17 protein-coding genes and 7 pseudogenes are annotated in these 21,518 nt (G+C 50.7%); 7 read left to right on the top strand and 17 right to left on the bottom strand.

Translation table 11 applies throughout. The features are described from left to right. From CRI63_RS22480 to ybfF, 6 genes and pseudogenes are all read right to left on the bottom strand, one after another. Positions 1–210, bottom strand: a pseudogene (locus tag CRI63_RS22480) (transposase domain-containing protein); the annotation flags it as partial. 117 nt (positions 211–327) lie between these two features. Then, a complete protein-coding gene (fur, locus tag CRI63_RS22485; RefSeq protein WP_000131706.1) occupies positions 328–774 on the bottom strand; it encodes a ferric iron uptake transcriptional regulator in 447 nt (148 codons plus the stop codon). Further along, positions 767–853 carry a fur leader peptide gene (gene uof, locus CRI63_RS22490; RefSeq protein ID WP_010380762.1) on the bottom strand — a complete coding sequence of 29 codons (87 nt, stop codon included), beginning with the start codon at positions 851–853 and terminating at the stop codon, positions 767–769. Before uof ends, fur begins: the two co-directional genes overlap by 8 nt. Positions 854–1,062: 209 nt before the next feature. Further along, positions 1,063–1,593 (bottom strand): flavodoxin FldA, encoded by a 531-nt coding sequence (gene fldA / locus CRI63_RS22495; RefSeq protein WP_010346538.1) that lies wholly within the window; start codon positions 1,591–1,593, stop codon positions 1,063–1,065. A 139-nt stretch (positions 1,594–1,732) separates the two neighbouring features. After that, the gene (gene ybfE / locus CRI63_RS22500) at positions 1,733–2,026 is read right to left on the bottom strand and encodes a LexA regulated protein (RefSeq protein ID WP_064528940.1); all 294 of its coding nucleotides are present in this window, start codon (positions 2,024–2,026) and stop codon (positions 1,733–1,735) included. Between the two features lie 139 nt (positions 2,027–2,165). Further along, entirely contained in the window at positions 2,166–2,930 is a 765-nt protein-coding gene (gene ybfF / locus CRI63_RS22505; protein ID WP_135520857.1) for an esterase, read from the bottom strand. 184 nt (positions 2,931–3,114) lie between these two features. On the opposite strand from ybfF, the gene seqA reads away from it, so the two are divergent. From seqA to CRI63_RS22520, 3 genes and pseudogenes are all read left to right on the top strand, one after another. Continuing rightward, entirely contained in the window at positions 3,115–3,660 is a 546-nt protein-coding gene (gene seqA, locus CRI63_RS22510; RefSeq protein ID WP_130224244.1) for a replication initiation negative regulator SeqA, read from the top strand. Positions 3,661–3,688: 28 nt separating this feature from the next. Beyond that, positions 3,689–5,330: pseudogene (gene pgm / locus CRI63_RS22515) on the top strand (phosphoglucomutase (alpha-D-glucose-1,6-bisphosphate-dependent)). Positions 5,331–5,529: 199 nt separating this feature from the next. Beyond that, positions 5,530–6,875: pseudogene (locus CRI63_RS22520) on the top strand (IS3 family transposase). A 194-nt stretch (positions 6,876–7,069) separates the two neighbouring features. Here the strand turns inward: CRI63_RS22520 and CRI63_RS22525 are convergent. After that, positions 7,070–8,131 carry a YncE family protein gene (locus tag CRI63_RS22525; protein ID WP_130219320.1) on the bottom strand — a complete coding sequence of 354 codons (1,062 nt, stop codon included), beginning with the start codon at positions 8,129–8,131 and terminating at the stop codon, positions 7,070–7,072. A 241-nt stretch (positions 8,132–8,372) separates the two neighbouring features. On the opposite strand from CRI63_RS22525, the gene pqqU reads away from it, so the two are divergent. Further along, positions 8,373–10,475 carry a TonB-dependent receptor PqqU gene (gene pqqU / locus CRI63_RS22530; protein WP_135520859.1) on the top strand — a complete coding sequence of 701 codons (2,103 nt, stop codon included), beginning with the start codon at positions 8,373–8,375 and terminating at the stop codon, positions 10,473–10,475. 36 nt (positions 10,476–10,511) lie between these two features. Here pqqU and mcbR read toward each other — a convergent pair. Next, a pseudogene (gene mcbR, locus CRI63_RS22535) lies at positions 10,512–11,178 on the bottom strand (colanic acid/biofilm transcriptional regulator McbR). A 198-nt stretch (positions 11,179–11,376) separates the two neighbouring features. Beyond that, on the bottom strand, positions 11,377–12,414 hold the full coding sequence (gene curA / locus CRI63_RS22540) for an NADPH-dependent curcumin/dihydrocurcumin reductase (protein WP_135520861.1): 1,038 nt from the start codon (positions 12,412–12,414) through the stop codon (positions 11,377–11,379). A 180-nt stretch (positions 12,415–12,594) separates the two neighbouring features. Here curA and mddA point away from each other — a divergent pair, with 180 nt between their 5' ends. Then, a complete protein-coding gene (gene mddA, locus CRI63_RS22545) occupies positions 12,595–13,113 on the top strand; it encodes an L-methionine sulfoximine/L-methionine sulfone acetyltransferase (protein WP_130222672.1) in 519 nt (172 codons plus the stop codon). Continuing rightward, on the top strand, positions 13,110–13,559 hold the full coding sequence (locus CRI63_RS22550; RefSeq protein WP_130219312.1) for a DMT family transporter: 450 nt from the start codon (positions 13,110–13,112) through the stop codon (positions 13,557–13,559). The genes mddA and CRI63_RS22550 overlap by 4 nt, the downstream gene beginning before the upstream one ends. On the opposite strand, the gene ydcY is transcribed toward CRI63_RS22550, so the two are convergent. After that, positions 13,560–13,793 (bottom strand): DUF2526 family protein YdcY, encoded by a 234-nt coding sequence (gene ydcY, locus CRI63_RS22555; RefSeq protein WP_113649882.1) that lies wholly within the window; start codon positions 13,791–13,793, stop codon positions 13,560–13,562. 85 nt (positions 13,794–13,878) lie between these two features. Further along, positions 13,879–14,052, bottom strand: coding sequence for a GhoT/OrtT family toxin (locus tag CRI63_RS22560; protein WP_130219308.1), 174 nt, complete (start codon positions 14,050–14,052; stop codon positions 13,879–13,881). 194 nt (positions 14,053–14,246) lie between these two features. Between CRI63_RS22560 and yncL the strand changes: the two genes are divergently transcribed. Then, on the top strand, positions 14,247–14,342 hold the full coding sequence (yncL, locus tag CRI63_RS22565; protein WP_074399477.1) for a stress response membrane protein YncL: 96 nt from the start codon (positions 14,247–14,249) through the stop codon (positions 14,340–14,342). Positions 14,343–14,440: 98 nt separating this feature from the next. Here yncL and patD read toward each other — a convergent pair. The 6 genes and pseudogenes from patD to CRI63_RS22595 form a co-directional block, all read right to left on the bottom strand. After that, positions 14,441–15,864, bottom strand: a pseudogene (gene patD, locus CRI63_RS22570) (aminobutyraldehyde dehydrogenase). Between the two features lie 21 nt (positions 15,865–15,885). Beyond that, positions 15,886–16,680: an ABC transporter permease gene (locus tag CRI63_RS22575; RefSeq protein WP_130259058.1), complete on the bottom strand. Its 795-nt coding sequence runs from the start codon at positions 16,678–16,680 to the stop codon at positions 15,886–15,888. Further along, on the bottom strand, positions 16,670–17,611 hold the full coding sequence (locus tag CRI63_RS22580; protein WP_001251315.1) for an ABC transporter permease: 942 nt from the start codon (positions 17,609–17,611) through the stop codon (positions 16,670–16,672). The genes CRI63_RS22575 and CRI63_RS22580 overlap by 11 nt, the downstream gene beginning before the upstream one ends. Further along, a pseudogene (locus tag CRI63_RS22585) lies at positions 17,612–18,626 on the bottom strand (ABC transporter ATP-binding protein). Positions 18,627–18,643: 17 nt separating this feature from the next. Continuing rightward, a complete protein-coding gene (ydcS, locus tag CRI63_RS22590) occupies positions 18,644–19,789 on the bottom strand; it encodes a putative ABC transporter substrate-binding protein YdcS (protein ID WP_130222684.1) in 1,146 nt (381 codons plus the stop codon). Positions 19,790–20,030: 241 nt separating this feature from the next. Next, a pseudogene (locus tag CRI63_RS22595) lies at positions 20,031–21,442 on the bottom strand (PLP-dependent aminotransferase family protein). Positions 21,443–21,518 lie beyond the last annotated feature (76 nt).

Genomic DNA, 21,518 nt, shown 5'->3' on the forward strand with positions numbered 1-21,518 from the left:
ATAGGCTCATTGCGGAAAAAGGCCATGGCCACCACCATCCAGATAACCATGTCCCCCGGTAAACGACGGCGGCGAACGGTCGCATGCGCAGAAAGCGTCAGACAGTGCTGTATCCACTCGACGGGAAGGTGCTCTGCAAACAGTTGTGCAGAGGGCGGGTGGCATAAGCGGATGGTCACTGAAATCGAGCAGATCATTTAGAAGTGGCATAAGAAAACGGCTCCCTGTTGTGGAAGCCGTTATAGTGCCGCAGTTTAAGGATCGGTCAACCGATCCTTAACTGATCGGCATTAACCCGCAGGTTGGCTTTTTCTCATTCAGGCTGACTTATTTGCCTTCGTGCGCGTGCTCATCTTCGCGGCAATCGCCTTCGGCACAGTGACCGTAAAGATAGAGACTATGGTTAGTCAGGCGAATGCCATGCTTCGCGGCAATTTCACGCTGACGCGCTTCGATAGATTCATCACTAAATTCGATAACCTTTCCGCAGTCGAGGCAGATCAGGTGATCGTGGTGATGTTGTTGAGTCAGTTCAAATACGGATTTACCGCCTTCAAAATTGTGGCGGGTGACGATACCGGCGTCGTCAAACTGGTTCAGTACACGATATACCGTAGCCAGACCAATTTCTTCACCCATATCGATCAGACGTTTGTATAAATCTTCCGCACTGACGTGATGGTTGTCCGGCTCCTGAAGAACTTCCAGGATTTTTAAACGTGGAAGCGTTACTTTCAGGCCAGCTTTCTTTAGGGCGGTATTGTTATCAGTCATGCGGAATCTGTCCTGTTACTAAGCGGTTCACTTCATTAAAAGAAGTGACAGAATTTGCTCTTGAGATAATGCGTATCATTATAGATTTGCCATGCCTAAATGAAAACTACAAGTCCCTGGCAAATATTGTTAATAAAAACGTGGCTTAGCTTACATTTACATCGGTAAGGCCACTTCAATACTGGAACATTGTACAGGTACTACGGCAAAAGTTACAAATTTGTAGCAATTATTTTGATTGGCATTATCTATTAATACGGCGTAGACATGAGTCTACGCCGCAGTACATCAGGCATTGATAATTTCGTCGAGATGCAGTTCTTCAGAAATTTGTTTTACCCATTTTTCTACACGTTCGGCGGTCAGTTCTGGCTGACGGTCTTCGTCGATAGCCAGGCCGACAAAGTGGTCATCATCCGCCAGACCTTTTGATGCTTCGAAATGATAGCCCGCAGTTGGCCAGTGGCCAACAATGGTCGCACCGCGCGGTTCAATGATGTCACGAATGGTGCCTAAGGCGTCGCAGAAATATTCTGCGTAATCTTCCTGGTCGCCACAGCCAAACAGCGCAACCAGTTTACCATTGAAATCAATCTCTTCGAGAGTCGGAAAGAAGTCGTCCCAGTCACACTGTGCTTCGCCATAGTACCAGGTTGGGATGCCCAGCAGAAGAATGTCATAAGCTTCCAGATCTTCTTTGCTGCTTTTTGCAATGTCATGGACATCGGCAACGTCTTTACCAAGCTGTTTTTGAATCATTTTTGCGATATTTTCGGTATTACCGGTGTCGCTGCCGAAAAAGATGCCAGTGATAGCCATGAGTGAAATAACCTCTTGAAACTTATTGAAATAGGGGTGGCAAATTGCCCACGGATAAAGGCAATCATAGCAGAACAGGCAGTCTTGCGGAATCAGCAAACGAGCAGGACTGCACACTGTGCTACACGAAAGTGGATATTTAAACGATGCCCTGATTACGCAGCGCCGCCAGTTGCTGCATCAATATCTCTTCGATCAGTTCGCTACGGCTCATATTGCGCGACTCCGCCAGCTCGTTCAGCGCCTCGACAGCTTCCGCGTTCAGCTTCAGTTCGACACGCTTAAGGCCACGTACTTTGTCGCGTTTTAGCTGGTTGCGTTTATTAATACGCAGCTGTTCATCGCGCGAAAGCGGATTGGTTTTCGGTCGTCCCGGTCGACGCTCGTGCGCGAACAGATCTAATGTCGTACGGTCCGTTTGTTCTTTGGCCATGATCTTGGTGACTTCGGGGGAAACAATCAGCCAGGCGCCTGCCCGGATGGATAGCCCGCCATAATACAACAGCGTGAGGAATCTCGCCAACGCCCACGCGCGGAATGCCGCGCGGACGCTGGGTTTTTAATCAGTTGCGTTAATCATTAAGATAGCGACGGATAGCCCGCAGCACAGCATCCGGTTTTTCTGCGTGTACCCAATGACCCGCGCCTGCAATGACATGCGCCCGTGCTTGTGGGAATTGCGCCAGCAAATCATCACGATACTGTTCAGTAACATACGGGGAATTGCCGCCAGGAATAAACAGAGCAGGGTGGTTCCATGCCGGAATCTTCTCCCAGCCAACAATATGTGGATACTGATCCCATAATACTGGCACGTTAAAACGCCACTCACCGTCAACAAAAGATTTCAGCAGGAATTGAATCACGCCCTCTTCATTAATATATTGGCGCATCACTACAGCGGCCTGTTGGCGCGTTTGCGCGTCGGATCCACTGACCGCGTTGATAGCTGCGAAAATTTCATCATGACGGCGTACGTGATAATCCACCGGCGCGATATCGATCGCTACCAGTTTCTCGATGCGATCGGGCGCTAACGCGGTCAGTGCCATCACAGCTTTACCACCCATTGAGTGACCAATAAATGTCGCCTTATCGATCTGCAGCGCTTCCAGAGTATCAACAAGATCCTGGGCCATCGCCGGGTAATTCATATGTGGATCTCGTGGCGAAAGTCCGTGGTTACGCATATCAACCTGGATGATATTGTGATCGTTTACCAGGTCACGCGCCAGCACGCCGAGGTTGTCAAGGCTACCAAACAACCCGTGGACGAGGACGATGGGAGAATTATTATGCTGATTTTGTGCAGATTGCGCGCGGATATTCAATTTCATGGCAAAGTTCTTTTTTTCGAGTAGTTGGGTTAGGGTATTATGTTGACCATTGTGCCACAGGGCTGCAACAGATAAGGTTTAATCCGATTTTTTCTGCAAGCCAGGCTTGACGCTATCCGCTGCCGGGATTTATTCATATACTCCTGGCGACTTGTATTCAGCTAAGACACCGCACTGGATTAAGATGAAAACGATTGAAGTTGATGATGAACTCTACAGCTATATTGCCAGCCACACTAAGCATATCGGCGAGAGCGCATCCGACATTTTACGGCGTATGTTGAAATTTTCCGCCGCATCACAGCCTGCTGCTCCGGTGACGAAAGAGGTTCGCATTGCGTCGCCTGCTATCGTCGAAGCGAAGCCGATCAAAACGGTGAAAGACAAAGTGCGCGCGATGCGTGAACTTTTGCTTTCCGATGAATACGCAGAGCAAAAGCGAGCGGTCAATCGCTTTATGCTGCTGTTGTCTACACTATATTCTCTTGACGCCCAGGCGTTTGCCGAGGCAACGGAATCGTTGCACGGCCGCACGCGCGTTTACTTTGCAGTAGATGAACAGACGCTGCTGAAAAATGGTAATCAGACCAAGCCGAAGCATGTGCCAGGCACGCCGTATTGGGTGATCACCAACACTAACACTGGCCGTAAATGCAGCATGATTGAACACATCATGCAGTCGATGCAATTCCCGGCGGAATTGATTGAAAAGGTTTGCGGGACAATTTAAAACAACGTTGCAGATAAAGGACAAAGCAATGGCAATCCACAATCGTGCAGGCCAACCTGCACAGCAGAGTGATTTGATAAACGTCGCCCAACTGACGGCGCAATATTATGTACTGAAACCAGAAGCAGGGAATGCGGAGCACGCGGTGAAATTCGGTACTTCCGGTCACCGTGGCAGTGCAGCGCGCCATAGCTTTAACGAGCCGCACATTCTGGCTATTGCTCAGGCGATTGCCGAAGAACGGGCGAAAAACGGCATCACTGGCCCTTGCTATGTGGGTAAAGATACTCACGCCCTGTCCGAACCTGCGTTTATTTCTGTACTGGAAGTGCTGGCAGCGAACGGGGGTAGACGTTATTGTGCAGGAAAACAATGGCTTCACTCCGACACCTGCCGTCTCTAATGCCATTCTGGTTCACAATAAAAAAGGTGGACCGCTGGCAGATGGTATCGTGATTACGCCGTCCCATAACCCGCCGGAAGACGGTGGTATCAAGTACAACCCACCAAATGGTGGCCCGGCAGATACCAACGTCACTAAAGTGGTGGAAGACAGAGCCAACGCACTGATGGCCGATGGCCTGAAAGGCGTGAAGCGTATCTCCCTCGACGAAGCGATGGCATCTGGTCATGTGAAAGAGCAAGATCTGGTGCAACCGTTCGTAGAAGGTCTGGCCGATATCGTTGATATGGCAGCGATTCAGAAAGCTGGCCTGACGCTGGGTGTTGATCCGTTGGGCGGTTCCGGTATCGAATACTGGAAGCGCATTGGCGAGTATTACAACCTCAACCTGACCATTGTTAACGATCAGGTAGATCAAACCTTCCGCTTTATGCACCTCGATAAAGACGGCGCAATCCGTATGGACTGTTCCTCTGAGTGTGCGATGGCGGGCCTGCTGGCGCTGCGTGATAAGTTTGATCTGGCGTTTGCCAATGACCCGGATTATGACCGTCACGGTATCGTCACTCCGGCTGGTTTGATGAACCCGAACCACTACCTGGCAGTGGCGATCAACTACCTGTTCCAACATCGTCCGCAGTGGGGCAAAGATGTTGCCGTCGGTAAAACGCTGGTTTCATCTGCGATGATAGACCGTGTGGTCAATGACCTGGGCCGTAAGCTGGTAGAAGTACCGGTAGGTTTCAAATGGTTTGTTGATGGTTTGTTCGACGGCAGCTTCGGCTTTGGCGGCGAAGAGAGCGCAGGCGCTTCCTTCCTGCGTTTCGACGGCACGCCGTGGTCGACCGATAAAGACGGCATCATCATGTGTCTGCTGGCGGCGGAAATCACCGCTGTCACCGGTAAGAACCCGCAGGAACACTACAACGAACTGGCAAAACGCTTTGGTGCGCCGAGCTACAACCGTTTGCAGGCAGCTGCGACTTCCGCACAAAAAGCGGCATTGTCTAAGCTGTCTCCGGAAATGGTGAGCGCCAGCACCCTGGCAGGTGACCCGATTACCGCGCGCCTGACCGCAGCGCCTGGCAACGGTGCTTCTATCGGCGGGCTGAAAGTGATGACTGACAACGGCTGGTTCGCCGCGCGTCCGTCAGGCACCGAAGACGCATATAAGATCTACTGCGAAAGCTTCCTTGGTGAAGAACATCGTAAGCAGATTGAGAAAGAAGCGGTTGAGATTGTTAGCGAAGTTCTGAAAAACGCGTAATCACAGAAAATAAGAAAAAGGGCGGTCGGAAGATCGCCCTTTTTTACTTATGACTGCCTGATGCGCTACGCTTATCAGGCCTACGAGGATGGTGCAAGATATTGAATTTGCTCGATTTTGTAGATTCCGTAGGCCGGATAAGGCGTTCTGAACTGCACCCCAAATGTTGGACACAATCTGACATCTGAAGGTGCAGTTTATGAAACATTCATTTGAAGTAAAACTTGCCGCTGTAAATCATTACCTGGCTGGTCATGCAGGCATCATTTCTACGGCAAAGCTATTTCAGCTTTCTCACACCAGCCTCTCACACTGGATTAATCTTTTTCTTCTTCACGGTCCTCTGGCACTGGATTGCAGGCACAAGCGTAGCTATTCTCCTGAAGATAAACTTCGCGTAGTTCTTTATGCTCTCGGGCATTCTGAGTCTCTACCCCGGGTGGCTGCCCGGTTTAACATTCCCAGCCACAACATGGTTAAAAACTGGATAAAAGGCTACCGCAAATCTGGTGATGAGGCCTTTATCAGGCGCAGGAAGGAGAAAAGCATGACCCGTTCTGATGATACCCATGAAAACGAGGCGAACATGACGCCGGAAGAGATGAAGAATGAGCTGCGTTATCTTCGCGCAGAAAATGCATATCTGAAAGCCATGCAGGAGCATCTGGAAAAAAAGCGTCTGGAGCAGGAGAAAAAGCGAAAGTCATCCAGAGCCTGAGGTGCGGGCACTGCCAGTCTGACCTGTTAAAGGCCGCAGGGCTGGCCAGAAGCACGCTGTACTACCAGCTGTCACTGCAGAAGGCTAAGGACAAGTATGCTGATGTGAAACAGCTCATAGCCTCCATCTTCCATGAACACCGGGGATGTTATGGGTACCGACGGATCCACTGTGAACTTCAGAAAAGAGGTCTTAAGTTCAGTGGCAAAACGGTACGAAAACTGATGCAACAGCTCGGCCTGAAGTCTCCTGTGCGCCTGAAGAAATACCGGTCTTACCGGGGGAACATGGGACTCGCTGCAGAAAATATCCTTCAGCGACAGTTCAAAGCGGAAGCGCCCTGTGAGAAATGGGTGACAGATATCACCGAATTCAGGGCTGGCGGACAAAAACTGTACCTGTCCCCGATACTTGATTTGTTTAACGGGGAAATCGTGGCGTGGGAAACTGCCTGCAGGCCTACAAAGGATCTGGTGAAGCGCATGTTAAATAAGGGGCTGGAAAGCCTTGCAGAAGGAGAAAAACCGCTGCTCCACAGTGATCAAGGGTGGCATTACCGGATGAAAAGTTATCAGTCTGCCCTGGCAGACAAAGGGTTAGTGCAGAGCATGTCGCGCAAGGGCAACTGCCTTGATAATGCGGTAATGGAGAACTTCTTTGGTCACCTGAAAGAAGAAATGTACTATCGCCGGAACTACAGGAGTGTGGAAGAACTGGAAAATGCCGTTAGCGAATACATAACTTACTGGAATCAAAAAAGAATAAAACTCAGTCTTGGGGGACTCAGCCCGGTAGAATACCGGACTGAGTATCAAAAAGCCGGTTAAATGAAACTGTCCAGGTTTTGGGGTTCAGTTCATAAATGCCTTATCCGGCCAACAAACTCAATATAAATCAAGTGATTATGCATATTGCAGGCCGGATAAGACGCGACAGCGTTGCATCAGGAATCGTGCTCCGCTTGCCGGATGCGGCGCTAGCGCCTTATCCGGCCTACGAAAGACAAACTCCCCTGTGTCGATTACAGCGCAATACGAATCACATCGTCCGGCTGGGTAGCTTCCTGCTGTTTAGTGGATTTTTGTTTCACACTGACATACAGCGTTTTGCCATCTGCAGACAGCGCCAGGCTGTTCGGATGAGTCGGCGTATCGAACGTTTTCACCACCTTATAGCTTTTCGCATCAATCACACTAACTTTACCCGCCTGACGATGCGTCACGTAGGCTTCATTACGCGCTGGGTTAAACAGCACAGCCAGTGATTCCGGTGCCGCAACCTTCGCCAGAATATTGCCATTACGGGTATCGACCACTAACACTTCTGCCGCTTTAGAGTCGGTGATAAATGCACGCTGCCTGGCGGTATCGAGGCTGATGTTGATAAAGAAGTGCTCTTTGCCGTCATCCAGCAGCTTTTTACGGCTGAGGATTTTATTGTCTGCGGTGTCGATGGTAATCAATTCGCCGTCAGCGTTAGTGGTGTAAAGACGTTTGCCTTTGCTATCCAGCGCCAGACCAGTACTCATTTTACCGGTGTTCTGGATGGCAGTTTTCAGTTTGATGTTCTCGCCATCAACGACCCAAATCACGCTCTCTTTGCCAATACCACTGATGTAAACCGTGTTCGTGGCATCGTCAGCTACCAGCTCACGCGGCTGCAACGGGCGCACCTCTTCCGTGCGCTTACGATCATCCAGCACCAGACGCCCTTTCACTTCGCCCGTTTTGGCATCTATCGCCGTGACCGCGCTGTTTACGGTGTTACCAAACCACAACGTTTGAGTAGCGTTGTTAATGGTGGCGCCAAACGGCTTGAGATCGTTATGAATCGCCAGAGTCACTTCCAGAGTGACCGGATCAAGACGATAAACCACGCCGCCTTTATCCAGTTTGCGGCTTTGCGAAGTGGCGAGCCACAGCGCGTTCTCCTGCTGGCTATAAGCCATTTCGTAGGCACCTTTGCCTACCGCTTTACGCAGCATTTCTTCTGCGGCCTGCGTACTGAATGATGAAGCAACAAGCAATGAACCTAACAGTAATGAACCACGCAGGCGCGATGAAAACAGATGACGTAAATGCATGACGACTCCCTTTGATGAACCGATATTTTTGCTGCTTCACAATGCTTCGCTAAGCGTAATCATCGTTACGCTCTTGTTATAAATGGGAATGGTAATCATTATTTTCTCAAATGTGGAGTATTTCTTGTCGTTACGACTACAATTTTCTCAATTACTTAACGTATTGTGCCGTTTCGTTTTCCATAAATTTACAATTTTATTACCATGACGGCGTATTCCCATTCTTAACCTGGCTTTTTTCATGAAGATTTTCTCCGTCCGACAGACCGTTTTGCCCGCACTGATTGCCCTTTCCCCTTCCGCTTTTGCAACCAATGAACAAACCATGATTGTCAGTGCCGCGCCACAAGTGATTTCCGAGCTGGATACGCCAGCAGCAGTAAGCGTGGTGGATGGCGAGGAGATGCGCCTGGCAACACCGCGCATCAATTTGTCTGAATCACTGACCAGCGTGCCTGGTTTGCAGGTACAAAACCGGCAGAACTATGCGCAAGATTTACAGCTGTCGATTCGCGGATTTGGTTCCCGCTCCACTTACGGAATTCGGGGTATTCGTCTGTATGTGGACGGTATTCCCGCCACCATGCCCGACGGACAAGGGCAGACATCCAATATCGATTTAAGCAGTGTGCAAAATGTGGAAGTGCTGCGTGGCCCCTTTTCTGCCCTGTATGGCAACGCGTCTGGCGGTGTAATGAATGTCACCACCCAGACCGGACAACAGCCACCAACCATTGAAGCCAGTAGTTACTACGGCAGTTTCGGCAGCTGGCGCTATGGGCTGAAAGCAACAGGCGCAACGGGAGACGGCACACAGCCCGGCGATGTCGATTACACCGTCTCAACCACGCGTTTTACGACCCACGGCTATCGTGACCATAGTGGCGCACAGAAAAATTTAGCCAATGCCAAACTGGGCGTACGCATTGATGACGCCAGCAAAGTAAGCCTGATTTTCAATAGCGTGGATATCAAAGCAGATGACCCTGGTGGATTAACCGACGCAGAATGGAAGGCGAATCCGCAACAAGCGCCACGCGCTGAACAGTACGACACACGAAAAACCATCAAGCAAACTCAGGCTGGGTTGCGCTATGAACGTAGCCTGAGCGCGCAAGATGATATGAGTGTGATGATGTATGCCGGGGAGCGAGAAACGACCCAGTATCAGTCAATCCCGATGGCACCCCAACTTAACCCGTCGCATGCGGGCGGCGTGATTACTCTGCAACGCCATTACCAGGGGATAGACAGCCGCTGGACACACCGTGGCGAGCTGGGCGTTCCGCTCACGTTCACTACCGGCCTGAACTACGAAAACATGAGTGAAAACCGCAAAGGCTACAATAACTTTCGCCTGAATAGCGGCGTGCCGGAGTACGGGCAAAAAGGTGAGTTGCGTCGCGACGAACGCAATCTGATGTGGAACGTCGATCCCTATTTACAGACACAGTGGCAGCTGAGCGAAAAACTGTCGCTGGATGCTGGCGTGCGCTACAGCTCCGTATGGTTTGATTCCAACGATCATTACGTTACTCCGGGTAACGGCGATGATAGTGGTGATGCCAGTTATCACAAATGGCTACCAGCCGGATCGCTAAAATATGCGATGACCGATGCCTGGAATATCTATTTGGCAGCCGGGCGCGGTTTTGAAACACCGACGATTAATGAGTTGTCTTATCGCGCTGATGGGCAAAGCGGTATGAACTTTGGTTTAAAACCTTCCACCAACGATACGATTGAGATCGGCAGTAAAACGCGTATTGGTGATGGATTGCTTAGTCTCGCATTGTTCCAGACCGACACCGATGATGAAATTGTTGTCGATAGCAGTAGCGGTGGACGCACCACGTATAAAAATGCCGGAAAGACCCGTCGTCAAGGCGCTGAACTGGCATGGGATCAACGTTTCGCCGGAGATTTCCGCGTAAAAGCGTCCTGGACCTGGCTTGATGCGACCTATCGCAGCAATGTGTGCAATGATCAGAACTGTAATGGTAACCGGATGCCAGGGATCGCCCGTAATATGGGCTTTGCGTCTTTGGGGTATGTGCCGGAAGAAGGCTGGTATGCAGGCACGGAAGCGCGTTATATGGGCGATATTATGGCAGATGATGAAAATACGGCAAAAGCACCGTCTTATACTCTCGTCGGCTTGTTCACCGGCTACAAATATAATTACCACAATTTAACTGTGGATTTATTTGGTCGTATCGATAATTTATTCGATAAAGAATATGTCGGATCGGTGATTGTTAATGAATCAAATGGTCGATATTATGAACCAGCTCCCGGGCGTAATTATGGTGTCGGCGTGAATATCGCATGGCGATTTGAATAACCACATTGATGCCCGGTATTTGCCGGGCGTTTTTATTTAACGGCTGTATTGCTGGCACAACATAGCAACGTTTTTTTTGCATAATTTCAGCAAGACAATGTCTGCATCCCTCTTTGTCTTTTGCTTTTAACGCGGCGAATAGTACATGATAGCTTTCTATACGCTCACGTAATTCCGCTGGATTAATCGCTTCATAAAGATAATGTAAACCAGGTCCCATCCTGACCCATAATTGTTCAATAATTTCACACAGGATGGGCATATTTGAGCGATGGTAAATCGCTAAGCGGAATAGTCTGTTTGCATTAATGAGTTGTTCAATATCGCCATTTTCTTGCGCCTGCTGTAATTTCTCGAGCAATTCCTGTAGTTCCGCTATGTCTTGCGAGGAAATGTTTTCAACGGCCTGGGCAACTGCCATTAATTCCAGTTCGTAGCGGATCCGATTGATTTCGTCTAATTGACTTTGCCTTACTTCCGGTACTGTAAATGCTTGTGCAGGTGCGACAGAGAGCGCATTAACCGAAACCAGGCGTAATAGTGCTTCACGTACAGGTGTAATACTCATGCCTAATTGCTCCGCCAGATTTTTAGTGATCAAGCGTGCGCCAGGTTTCAGTGCGCCAATACTAAGCTGATGTTTCAGGTCGTTCTCAACCTGCATAGTCAAACTGATATGCGGTATTTTTTCCGTTCCAGGCATGTTATTTCCTTCACGTGTATTCGTTCCAACTCTGCCGGTATAGCAGAAGTCGTTTACCTGGTGTATGAAGCTGAATAATCATTATCCACTCATCTTTATTGTTATTAGCCGTCGAACAGTGATGTGGTTAGTTAATTAAAGCTGGAAATAAGATTTTTGCCTGGATTTTTGTGGCGGCTTTACGCCGCCGTCGTATCTTTAGTCATCACCCGCGACGCGAATAACAACTTTACCGAAGTTTTTGCCGTTCAGCAGGCCAATAAACGTCTGTGGGGCGTTCTCCAAACCGTTGGTAACTTGTTCACGATAGTGAATTTTTCCCTCTTTTACCCACTGCCCCATCTCTTGCTGAAACTCATGGATGCGGTGTCCATAATCCTGACTAATAATAAACCCTTGCAAGCGAATGCGTTTTTTCAGCACTGTTGCCATCAACAGGGGTAAACGATCCGGACCGGACGGTAGTTCTGTGGCGTTATAGCCGCTCACTAAGCCGCAGACGGGAATACGCGCGGATGTATTAAGTAAAGGTAGCACTGCATCAAACACCTTCCCGCCAACGTTTTCATAATAGATATCAATCCCTTTCGGACACGCTTTCGCCAGCTGCCCGGCAAAATCATCCGCGTGGTGGTCAAGGCAAACATCGAAGCCCAGCACATCGGTAGCATGGCGGCATTTTTCCGCGCCACCGGCCACCCCAACTACCCTACAACCTTTAAGTTTTCCGATTTGCCCCACCGTGGCGCCAACTGGTCCTGTCGCCGCAGCTACCACCAACGTTTCGCCCTCTTTGGGCTGACCGATATCCAGCAGGCCCATATAAGCCGTAAAGCCTGGCATCCCCAGCACACCCAGTGACCACGAAGGATTTTCCGGATGATCGCCAAGCTTCACCAGTTCATCGCCACTGGATATGTCATAGTCCTGCCATCCACTGTAGCCCAGCACCCAGTCGCCAGGCTGGTAATCAGGATGATTCGACTCCACGACACGGCTCACCGTACCGCCGACCATCACCCCGCCAATATCAACGGGCGGTGAATAAGATGGCTCATCACTCATACGTCCACGCATATACGGGTCCAGTGACAGATAAACTGTACGCAGTAACACCTGTCCTTCACCCGGCGTGGCGACATCATCTTCTTCAAGACGGAAATTCTCCGGAACCGGCGCGCCATGCGGACGCGAGGCCAGAACCCAACGGCGGTTACGCTGCTTTTGTTGCCCCATAATGCTCTCCTGTGCTTTTGGCATGAATCCATCAATAGTAGCAGGCTCACGGGATTGGTTTTGTTTGCAGCCGTCACATCCCCTCTGCGACACGTGATAATTTCATCAAGGAATCCGTTGCTTCGGGCTGTTTTCGATAGTATTGATAACATCATCATCAATATTTAATCGAGGCCAGATATGTCCATCCGTTTTGCCTGCAAAGCCGATTGTGCTGCTATTGCGGAAATTTATAACCACGCCGTGTTGTATACGGCGGCTATCTGGAATGACCAAACAGTGGATGCAGATAACCGCATTGCCTGGTTTGAAGCGCGGACTTTAGCAGGTTATCCGGTGCTGGTGAGCGAGGAAAACGGCGTAGTGACTGGATATGCCTCGTTTGGCGACTGGCGTAGTTTCGACGGTTTTCGCCATACCGTGGAACATTCGGTTTATGTCCATCCCGATCATCAGGGCAAAGGTCTTGGGCGTAAATTGTTAAGCCGATTGATTGATGAAGCGCGGGATTGCGGGAAGCATGTCATGGTCGCCGGGATCGAATCGCAAAATCAGGCCTCGCTGCATCTCCACCAGTCGCTGGGATTTGTCGTCACCGCACAAATGCCGCAGGTAGGCACTAAATTTGGTCGTTGGCTGGATCTGACATTTATGCAGTTGCAACTCGACGAGCGCACTGAACCGGACGCGATTGGATGAATCAGTCGCTCACCCTTGCCTTTTTGATTGCCGCCGGAATTGGCCTGGTGGTGCAAAACACGCTGATGGTGCGCATCACCCAGACGTCCTCAACCATTCTCATCGCCATGCTGCTGAACTCCCTGGTGGGGATTGTGCTATTCGTCTCCATTTTATGGTTTAAACAAGGGATGGCAGGGTTTGGCGAACTGGTTTCCAGCGTGCGCTGGTGGACAGTGATACCTGGCTTGCTGGGATCATTTTTTGTCTTTGCCAGTATCAGCGGATATCAAAACGTTGGCGCGGCAACGACCATTGCAGTACTGGTCGCCAGTCAGTTGATTGGAGGGCTGGTGCTGGATATTTTGCGTAGCCATGGCGTGCCATTACGGGCGTTGATCGGCCCAATTTGTGGCGCAATTTTACTTGTGGTTGGCGCCTGGTTGGTGGCCAGACGCTCGTTTTAATCACAGGATAGTGCCGCCTTTGGTTAACTGTTCGTGGCGAGCTTCCATATCTTCTTTATGCTTACGCCCGTGATGAGCGATTGCTGTACGCAAACGCTGCTGCTGAGTGTAACGTTCTTCCCGACTTAACTCTGCGTCATCGCTCAGGGCGATTAATAATTCGTTCATATGGGCAATGACGCTCTCATCAATCGCTGCATCCACGCGTGCGATGACCTCTTCCAGATGCGACATACTTTCTCCTTAGCCACTTGTGAAAATTATCGATTCTCCCAAATGATATAAGTCTGCGTTGTGCCGTCAAGCCAGTGCTCAAGATTTAAAACAGCGAAAACAGCAGCGCCACTGGAAAACTCATCGGCCAGGTCACCGCCACCAGGAAGGCGCTCAGAAAACGAATGTGCTTCTTCTCGTGAGAAAGAAACCAGGTAATAACAAACGCGATAGCTGCCATAACAGCATAAAAAACAAGCAGGTATTGATAAAGAGACATGTACGGGCGTCCAGCCAGAGGAATAAAACGCGCGCAAATATGCGTTATTTTTTGATGTACATCAAGTTTTACAACCCATTTGAGATATTTCCATAACCCGGGAGCTGCCCTTGTCCATCTTCAGAATGAGTATTATTGCGGATTTACTTAACCCGTACTATACACATAGGGGCTATGACAAAAGGTGGCAAAATATGAATGTTTCCAGTAGAACTGTAGTGCTTATAAATCTCTTTGCTGCTGTTGGATTGTTTGCTCTTATCTCTATGAGATTTGGTTGGTTTATTTGATGTAGCGATATTGCACGCAGTACACACTGTCAGAGAGATATCAACTCTCTGACAGTGCGTTAGATCTTCTCACACTCTCCCTGGCTACAATATTATCCTTAATGTTTAACCATTACGTGGCGGACAACGGTGTAATCCTCCAGCCCATAAAGTGACATATCCTTGCCGTAACCTGAAAGTTTCTGACCACCGTGCGGCATTTCACTTACCAGCATGAAATGGGTATTGACCCACGTGCAGCCATATTGCAGACGTGCACTAACGCGATGCGCCCGACCTACATCTTTCGTCCACACTGAAGAGGCTAAACCATACTGGCTGTCATTTGCCCAGTCACTACCTGTTCTTCATTATCGAAGACAGTCACGCTCACCACTGGACCAAATACCTCTCTTTGAACGATAGCATCTTCTTGCAACGCACCTGCCAGCAGCGTCGGCGCATAGTAATAACCGTTACCTTTTCGTTTCTCCCCGCCGGTGATCACTTTAATGTGTCCCGTCGCTTTCGCCTCTTCCACTGCTTTGCTGACGCGGTCGAGATGAGCCTGGGAACTCAACGGCCCCAGTTCTGTTGATTCGTCATCCGGCGCGCCCGATTTCAAGGTTGCGACAGCGGCGCCGAGTTTTTCCACCAGCGCATCGTAAATGCCTTTTTGCGCGTAGATTCGACAAGCTGCGGTGCAATCCTGCCCTGCGTTGTAATAACCAAACGTGCGTACACCTTCGACCACAGCTTCAATATCAGCATCATCAAAAACAATGACAGGCGCTTTGCCGCCTAACTCCATGTGGGTACGCTTAATGGATGGCGCGGTATGGCTGATGATGTGCTCACCGGTGGCGATAGACCCCGTCAGCGAAACCATGCGCACTTTTTGATGCCCGGTCAGCGGATCGCCCACGGTCTGGCCCCGGCCAAACAGTACGTTGATCACGCCCGGCGGGAAGATATCTTTCGCCAGCTCTGCAAGTTTTAGTGCGGTCAGCGGCGTGATTTCTGATGGTTTAAGTACCACGCAGTTCCCCGCCGCCAGTGCCGGAGCCAGTTTCCATGCGGCCATCATCAATGGGTAGTTCCAGGGTGCAATAGAAGCCACAACGCCCAACGGATCGCGGCGGATCATAGAAGTATGTCCCTCAAGATATTCACCTGCCGCCAGACCATTCAGACAGCGCGCCGCACCGGCGAAAAAGCGAAAGACATCGACAATCGCAGGGATTTCATCATTGAACGCACTATGCAGCGGTTTGCCACAGTTACGGGACTCCAGTTCGGCAAAAACCTGACCATTTTCTTCAATAACATCAGCCAGTTTCAGCAGGCATTCTGCGCGGACCTTCGGCGTGGTTTGCCCCCATTCGGCAAATGCTGCATCTGCCGCGCGCACAGCAGCATCGACCTGCTCTGCGGATGCCTCGGCAATCTCCAGTAAAACGTCCCCCGTTGCCGGATTATAGACAGGCTGTTTTTCCCCTTCGCCGCTAACCAGTTCTCCGTTAATCAGTAACTTATGTTGCATAGCATATTCCTGTATCAGTGGTTATTGACCATTGTCGCCTTCGCGGGTTAGCCACCAGGCTCCCAGGATCGGCAAGGTTGTTACCAACATAACCAGCAGTGCCACCACGTTAGTTACCGGTACATCACGTGGTCGCCCAAGCTGATTGAGCAACCACAACGGTAACGTTCGTTCATGACCTGCCGTAAAGGTCGTAACGATGATTTCATCGAACGACAAGGCAAACGCCAGCATCCCTCCTGCCAGTAGCGCCGAACTAAGATTCGGCAACACTACGTAGCGGAAGGTTTGCCAGCCATTGGCCCCAAGATCCATTGACGCCTCAACCAGACTCCACGAGGTGCGGCGAAAACGGGCGATGACATTGTTAAATACCACCACAACACAAAAAGTCGCATGCCCGACGACGATGGTGAAAAAGCCAGGCTCCAGATTGATGGTTTTAAACGCGGTTAATAGCGCCAGACCCGTGACAATGCCCGGCAGCGCAATGGGCAGCAGCAGTAACAGCGAAATGGCGTTTTTGCCGAAAAAGTCTCGTCGCCACAGCGCGGCAGCTGCCAGCGTCCCTAACACCAGCGCAATTAACGTCGCCAGCGACGCCACTTTAAGTGACAGTGTCACGGCATCAAGAATATCACTACGCTGTGCTGCCACGCTAAACCAGCGCAGCGTCAGGCCTTGCGGTGGAAAACTAAACGCCGCATCTTCAGTGTTAAACGCATAAGCGGCGATAATCAGGATGGGAAAATGTAGGAAAACCACGCCGCCCCAGGCCGCCAGTTTGAGGAAAAACGGTGCGCGTTCAGAGTGCATCGAACGCTCCCAGACGTTTCACGAACGCCAGATAGAGTGCGATAAGGACTATCGGCACCAGAGTAAAAGCCGCAGCCATCGGCATATTGCCAATCGCCCCCTGCTGGGAATAAACCATATTGCCGATAAAATATCCTGGAGGGCCAACCAGCTGCGGGACGATAAAATCGCCCAGTGTGAGTGAGAAGGTAAAGATAGAGCCAGCGGCAATACCCGGGATCGCCAGCGGCAGCACCACATAGCGAAAGGTTTGTCGTGGACGCGCACCAAGATCAGCCGACGCCTGCAACAATGACGGCGGCAAACGCTCAAGCGCTGCCTGCACGGGCAGGATCATGAACGGCAACCAGATATAGAGAAACACCAGAAAGCGCCCCAGCCCGGAAGTTGACAGCGTATTACCACCCACTGCCGGTAGTGTGAGAAATGCCGTGAGTAGTGGCTCCAGCCCCAGATGTTGTAAAAACCACTGCGCCACACCGTCTTTAGCCAGCAATAAGGTCCAGGCATAGGCTTTAACAATGTAGCTTGCCCACATGGGCAACATCACCGCAATGTAAAAGAACGCTTTCATTTTGCCGCTGGTATAGCGCGCCATATACCACGCCATCGGAAAGGCCAGAATAGCACTGGCGATAGTGACTGCCACAGCCATTGTCAGTGTGCGGAGAATGATGTCGTAATTCGCCGGATTAAACAGCGCACGGATATTCGCCAGCGTCAGTTCCGGCGTTACCGACATGGTGAAATCGTCAAAGGTATAAAAGCCCTGCCATAACAACGTCAGCAGCGAGCCGAAATAGACAATACCAAACCACATTAGAGGGCCAAGCAGCAGCAAAAACAGCCCCAGCCCCGGATTACGCCAGAAGAAACCGGACACCTTACCCAGACCTGGACGTGAAGGTGATTGCAAGACGTTCATCGCCATTCACCTCTCCTCAACCAGTGGCACCATCACATCACGCGCCCAGGAAACCATCACCTGTTGACCAGCCGTGAGCGTGTTGGGTAAGTCTTCGCCCTTTACATTTGCCTGGCTAACCAGCAGTTTTTCACCGCTGTTAAGTTTCAGTTCAAAACGTGTGGTTGCCCCCTGATATTGCACCGCCTGAATCGTGCCATTGGCCTGCACTTCACCTGGTGTATTCAGGCGAATATGTTCCGGCCGCAGGGCAAAACTGCCCATCATGCCGCAAAGATTCTCGGCCATTAGCGGATCAAAAAACGTTGGATGTCCCGACGAATCCCGCAACAAACGGCGTGCGCGGGCGCATATAGAGATCGCGCGGGGAATCGACCTGCTCAATGCGTCCATTATTGAAAACCGCCACACGATCGGACATCGACAACGCTTCGCCCTGATCGTGGGTAACGAAAATAAAAGTGATACCGAGCGACTGTTGCAGCTTTTTCAGCTCAAGCTGCATTTGCTCACGCAATTTGAGATCCAGCGCGCCGAGCGGTTCATCCAGCAACAACACGCGCGGTTCGTTCACCAGTGCTCTGGCGATGGCGACTCGCTGGCGCTGACCACCAGAAAGCTGGGACGGTTTACGTTGCTGTACAAACCCCAACGCCACTTTCTCCAGCGCCTCTTGCGCCATTGCGTAGCGCTGCTTTTTATCCACGCCTTTAACCATCAGCCCGTAGGCCACATTCTCGAGAATCGACATATGGGGAAACAGCGCATAGTCCTGGAAGACGGTATTCACGTCCCGCTCCCACGGCGGTAGATTACTGGCCGGTTTGCCGAAGATAGCAATCGCCCCGCCGGAAAGCTGTTCGAAGCCAGCAATCAGGCGCAGGCAGGTGGTTTTGCCGGAACCGGACGGTCCCAGCATAGAGAAGAACTCACCATCTTTTATCGCAATACTGACGCCATCTACCGCGCGCACGTCGCCGTACAACCGCGAGACGTTGTCAAACTCCACTGCGTACGTCATAAAACACCCCAGCGAAGTTAGCGACCGCCCATAATGGCAATGTAATCCTGCGTCCAGCGACTGTAGGGAACAAACTTGCCCCCTTCGGCTATAGGCGTTTTCCAGAAGGCGATTTTATCGAAATAGTTAAAGCCGTTGGTTTCACAGCCTTTATCGCCCAGCAACGGACTGGCTTTGCAGCCTTCCGGTACTACCGGCAGCGAACCAAACCAGGCCGCTACATCGCCCTGCACCTTCGGCGTTAATGACCAGTTCATCCATTTGTAGGCGCAAACCGGATGTTTCGCTTCGCTATGTAGCATGGTGGTGTCTGCCCAGCCGGTAACACCCTCTTTCGGGAAGACGGTGGCGATCGGTTGGCCTTCGCCTTTCAATGCGTTGGCCTGATACGGCCAGGCGCTGGAGGCCACCACGCCCTCGTTCTTGAAATCGCTCATTTGCACGCTGGTGTCATGCCAGTAGCGATGGATCAAGCCATGTTGATCGCGCAGCACTTTCAGCACCGCCTGGTACTGTTGTTCGGTGAGTTGATACGGATCGCTGATGCCCAACTGCGGCTGAGTCGCTTTGACGAACAGGGCAGCATCCGCAATGTAGATAGGGCCGTCATAAGCCTGTACGCGGCCTTTATTACTCTGACCGTCCGGTAGATTCTGCTCAACAAAAACCACTTGCCAGCTATCTGGTGGTGTCGGGAAGGTTTTGGTGTTGTACATCAACAGGTTCGGACCCCATTGATATGGCGTGCCATAGACTTTGCCGCCCACGTTAAACCAGTCGCCTTTAACCACGCGCGGATCGAGCGTTTTCCAGTTGGGAATCAACGCAGTATTAATCGGCTGCACGCGTTTACCCATAATCAAACGCAGCGAGGCATCGCCGGACGCCGTGACCAGATCGTAACCTCCTTTGGTCATCAGGCTGACCATTTCATCGGAAGTCGCCGCAGTTTTCACATTGACCGCGCAACCTGTTTCTTTTTCAAATTGCGTCACCCAGTCGTATTGTTTATCGGTTTGTCCGCGTTCGATGTATCCCGGCCAGGCGATAATATCCAGTCGTCCTTCCGGTTTATCTAAATTGGTAGGCTGTTCGGCGGCGTGGGCGGTCATTAATGTCATGGTAAGCGCACACAGGCTGCTGCGGGCAAATGTCTTGCTCATAAGGTCTTACTCCTGTCGTAATTAATTGTTCAGCCGCCGTGCCGTAAAAATATCTCCTTGTTTAACCATAGACGGCGGCTTGCAGGCGCACCCTCGCCCCCGAGAAAATTTAATCAGGATGTGAGCTAACGCGCATTATGCCGTTTGTGAGGCTATCTTCTGGAGTATAGACAAGGGGTTAGGAAATATAGCTTGTATTAGAAATTCATATTACCCAACCTGAGAGAAATTAAATGGGGATCTATTTCAGGTATTCTTTAATAAGGTGACCTAATTGTTTAACCGCCCGTTCTTCGCGCTCCCCCCACTGCCATGCAGTATTAAAAACGGAAAAAAACGTGACCAACTTTCGCCAGTAGAAAACATTTTACCCGGCGCAATGCTGATGTGATGCGCCAATGCCTGAACGCTTAATTCGCCCGCATCTAACGGTTCGGGAAGCTCCAGCCAGAGAAAATAACCGCTGTCATTATGATGAATTTTTACTTCCGCAGGCAGATAACGCAGCAGCGCCTGCCAGGCACGTTGTTTACGTTCCGCAAGCTGACGACGTAGACGACGAAGATGGGCATCGTAACGGCGAGTAGAAAGGTAATCCACCAGTGCAAGCTGCATTGGTGAACTTGTGGAAAGCGTGCTCATCAACTGCAATCGCTGGATTTTGCGTGCATGTTTTCCGGCGGCGACCCAACCAATGCGAAAACCTGGCACCAGACATTTAGAAAATGATGAGCAAAGCAGTACACCATCGTGACGATCCCACGCTTTCGCAGGCAGCGGTTTTTCCCGACCAAAGTAAAGCTCACTGTAAACGTCATCTTCAATTAACATCACGTTGTACTGATTGAGCAACGCTACCAGCCGCGCTTTTTTCTGTGGCGTTAAGGTAAATCCGAGTGGATTCTGGCTATTAGTCATCAGCCAGCAGGCTTTGACCGGATACTCCTGTAACGCCAGTTCCAGCGCCTGAAGATCGATCCCTTCTTTAACGTCCGTCGCCACCGATAACGCTTTCAACCGTAGCCGCTCCAGTGCCTGCAACGCGCCGTAGAAACAAGGATTCTCGACAATCACCCAATCGCCCGGTTCAGTGACCGCTTGCAAACTGAGGTTTAATGCCTCTAACGCCCCGGCGGTAATGACAATTTCATCAGGAGAAATAGTGATGCCTTGTAAGGCATAGCGACGAGCAATAGCCTGACGCAGTTCTGCATTCCCTGGCGGCAAGTTTTCAATCACGCTCATCGCCGTGGCGGTTTTACTCACCTGCGCCAGTGAGCGGTTCAGTTGCTGTAGCGGAAACAGGTGCGGATCGGGAAAGGCTGAAGCAAACGGTACTACCGACGGATCGCGACTGGCCTGCAACATGTCAAAAATATAGGTGTTAATATCGACCGTTTCATCACGCGTTACGGGAATAGCAGGTGCCTGCGGTGATTTCACTGTGCGCGGCGCAACGTAATAACCTGACTGCGGCCGCGCAATAATATATCCCTGACTTTCGAGCAACTGATAAGCATGACCGACTGTCATAAAGCTCATGCCAGAAAGCGCAACCTGTTCACGTAGAGAAGGCAGGCGGTCGCCGGGTTGCCAGATGCCTGACGCAATTTGCTCACGTAATAGTTCTGCGAGTTGCTGGTATTTTTTCATTAATTGGATCGTTATTATGTGCAAGTGATCCGGCAGTCTATATCAGTTGTTAAAAATGACAACTTTACGTTAACTG

The sequence above is a fragment of the Escherichia sp. E2661 genome, from assembly GCF_004745185.1.
Classification (GTDB): domain Bacteria; phylum Pseudomonadota; class Gammaproteobacteria; order Enterobacterales; family Enterobacteriaceae; genus Escherichia.

What these genes read in the sequence shown, in the direction of transcription:
- mddA (WP_130222672.1), top strand. Translation starts at nt 12,595, where the DNA reads ATGTCCATCCGTTTTGCCTGCAAAGCCGATTGTGCTGCTATTGCGGAA.
- ybfF (WP_135520857.1), bottom strand. Translation starts at nt 2,930, where the DNA reads ATGAAATTGAATATCCGCGCGCAATCTGCACAAAATCAGCATAATAAT.
- ydcY (WP_113649882.1), bottom strand. Translation starts at nt 13,793, where the DNA reads ATGTCGCATCTGGAAGAGGTCATCGCACGCGTGGATGCAGCGATTGAT.
- CRI63_RS22580 (WP_001251315.1), bottom strand. Translation starts at nt 17,611, where the DNA reads ATGGCGATGAACGTCTTGCAATCACCTTCACGTCCAGGTCTGGGTAAG.
- CRI63_RS22560 (WP_130219308.1), bottom strand. Translation starts at nt 14,052, where the DNA reads ATGTCTCTTTATCAATACCTGCTTGTTTTTTATGCTGTTATGGCAGCT.
- seqA (WP_130224244.1), top strand. Translation starts at nt 3,115, where the DNA reads ATGAAAACGATTGAAGTTGATGATGAACTCTACAGCTATATTGCCAGC.
- yncL (WP_074399477.1), top strand. Translation starts at nt 14,247, where the DNA reads ATGAATGTTTCCAGTAGAACTGTAGTGCTTATAAATCTCTTTGCTGCT.
- ybfE (WP_064528940.1), bottom strand. Translation starts at nt 2,026, where the DNA reads ATGGCCAAAGAACAAACGGACCGTACGACATTAGATCTGTTCGCGCAC.
- pqqU (WP_135520859.1), top strand. Translation starts at nt 8,373, where the DNA reads ATGAAGATTTTCTCCGTCCGACAGACCGTTTTGCCCGCACTGATTGCC.
- CRI63_RS22525 (WP_130219320.1), bottom strand. Translation starts at nt 8,131, where the DNA reads ATGCATTTACGTCATCTGTTTTCATCGCGCCTGCGTGGTTCATTACTG.
- ydcS (WP_130222684.1), bottom strand. Translation starts at nt 19,789, where the DNA reads ATGAGCAAGACATTTGCCCGCAGCAGCCTGTGTGCGCTTACCATGACA.
- fldA (WP_010346538.1), bottom strand. Translation starts at nt 1,593, where the DNA reads ATGGCTATCACTGGCATCTTTTTCGGCAGCGACACCGGTAATACCGAA.
- CRI63_RS22575 (WP_130259058.1), bottom strand. Translation starts at nt 16,680, where the DNA reads ATGCACTCTGAACGCGCACCGTTTTTCCTCAAACTGGCGGCCTGGGGC.
- CRI63_RS22550 (WP_130219312.1), top strand. Translation starts at nt 13,110, where the DNA reads ATGAATCAGTCGCTCACCCTTGCCTTTTTGATTGCCGCCGGAATTGGC.
- fur (WP_000131706.1), bottom strand. Translation starts at nt 774, where the DNA reads ATGACTGATAACAATACCGCCCTAAAGAAAGCTGGCCTGAAAGTAACG.
- uof (WP_010380762.1), bottom strand. Translation starts at nt 853, where the DNA reads ATGATACGCATTATCTCAAGAGCAAATTCTGTCACTTCTTTTAATGAA.
- curA (WP_135520861.1), bottom strand. Translation starts at nt 12,414, where the DNA reads ATGGGGCAACAAAAGCAGCGTAACCGCCGTTGGGTTCTGGCCTCGCGT.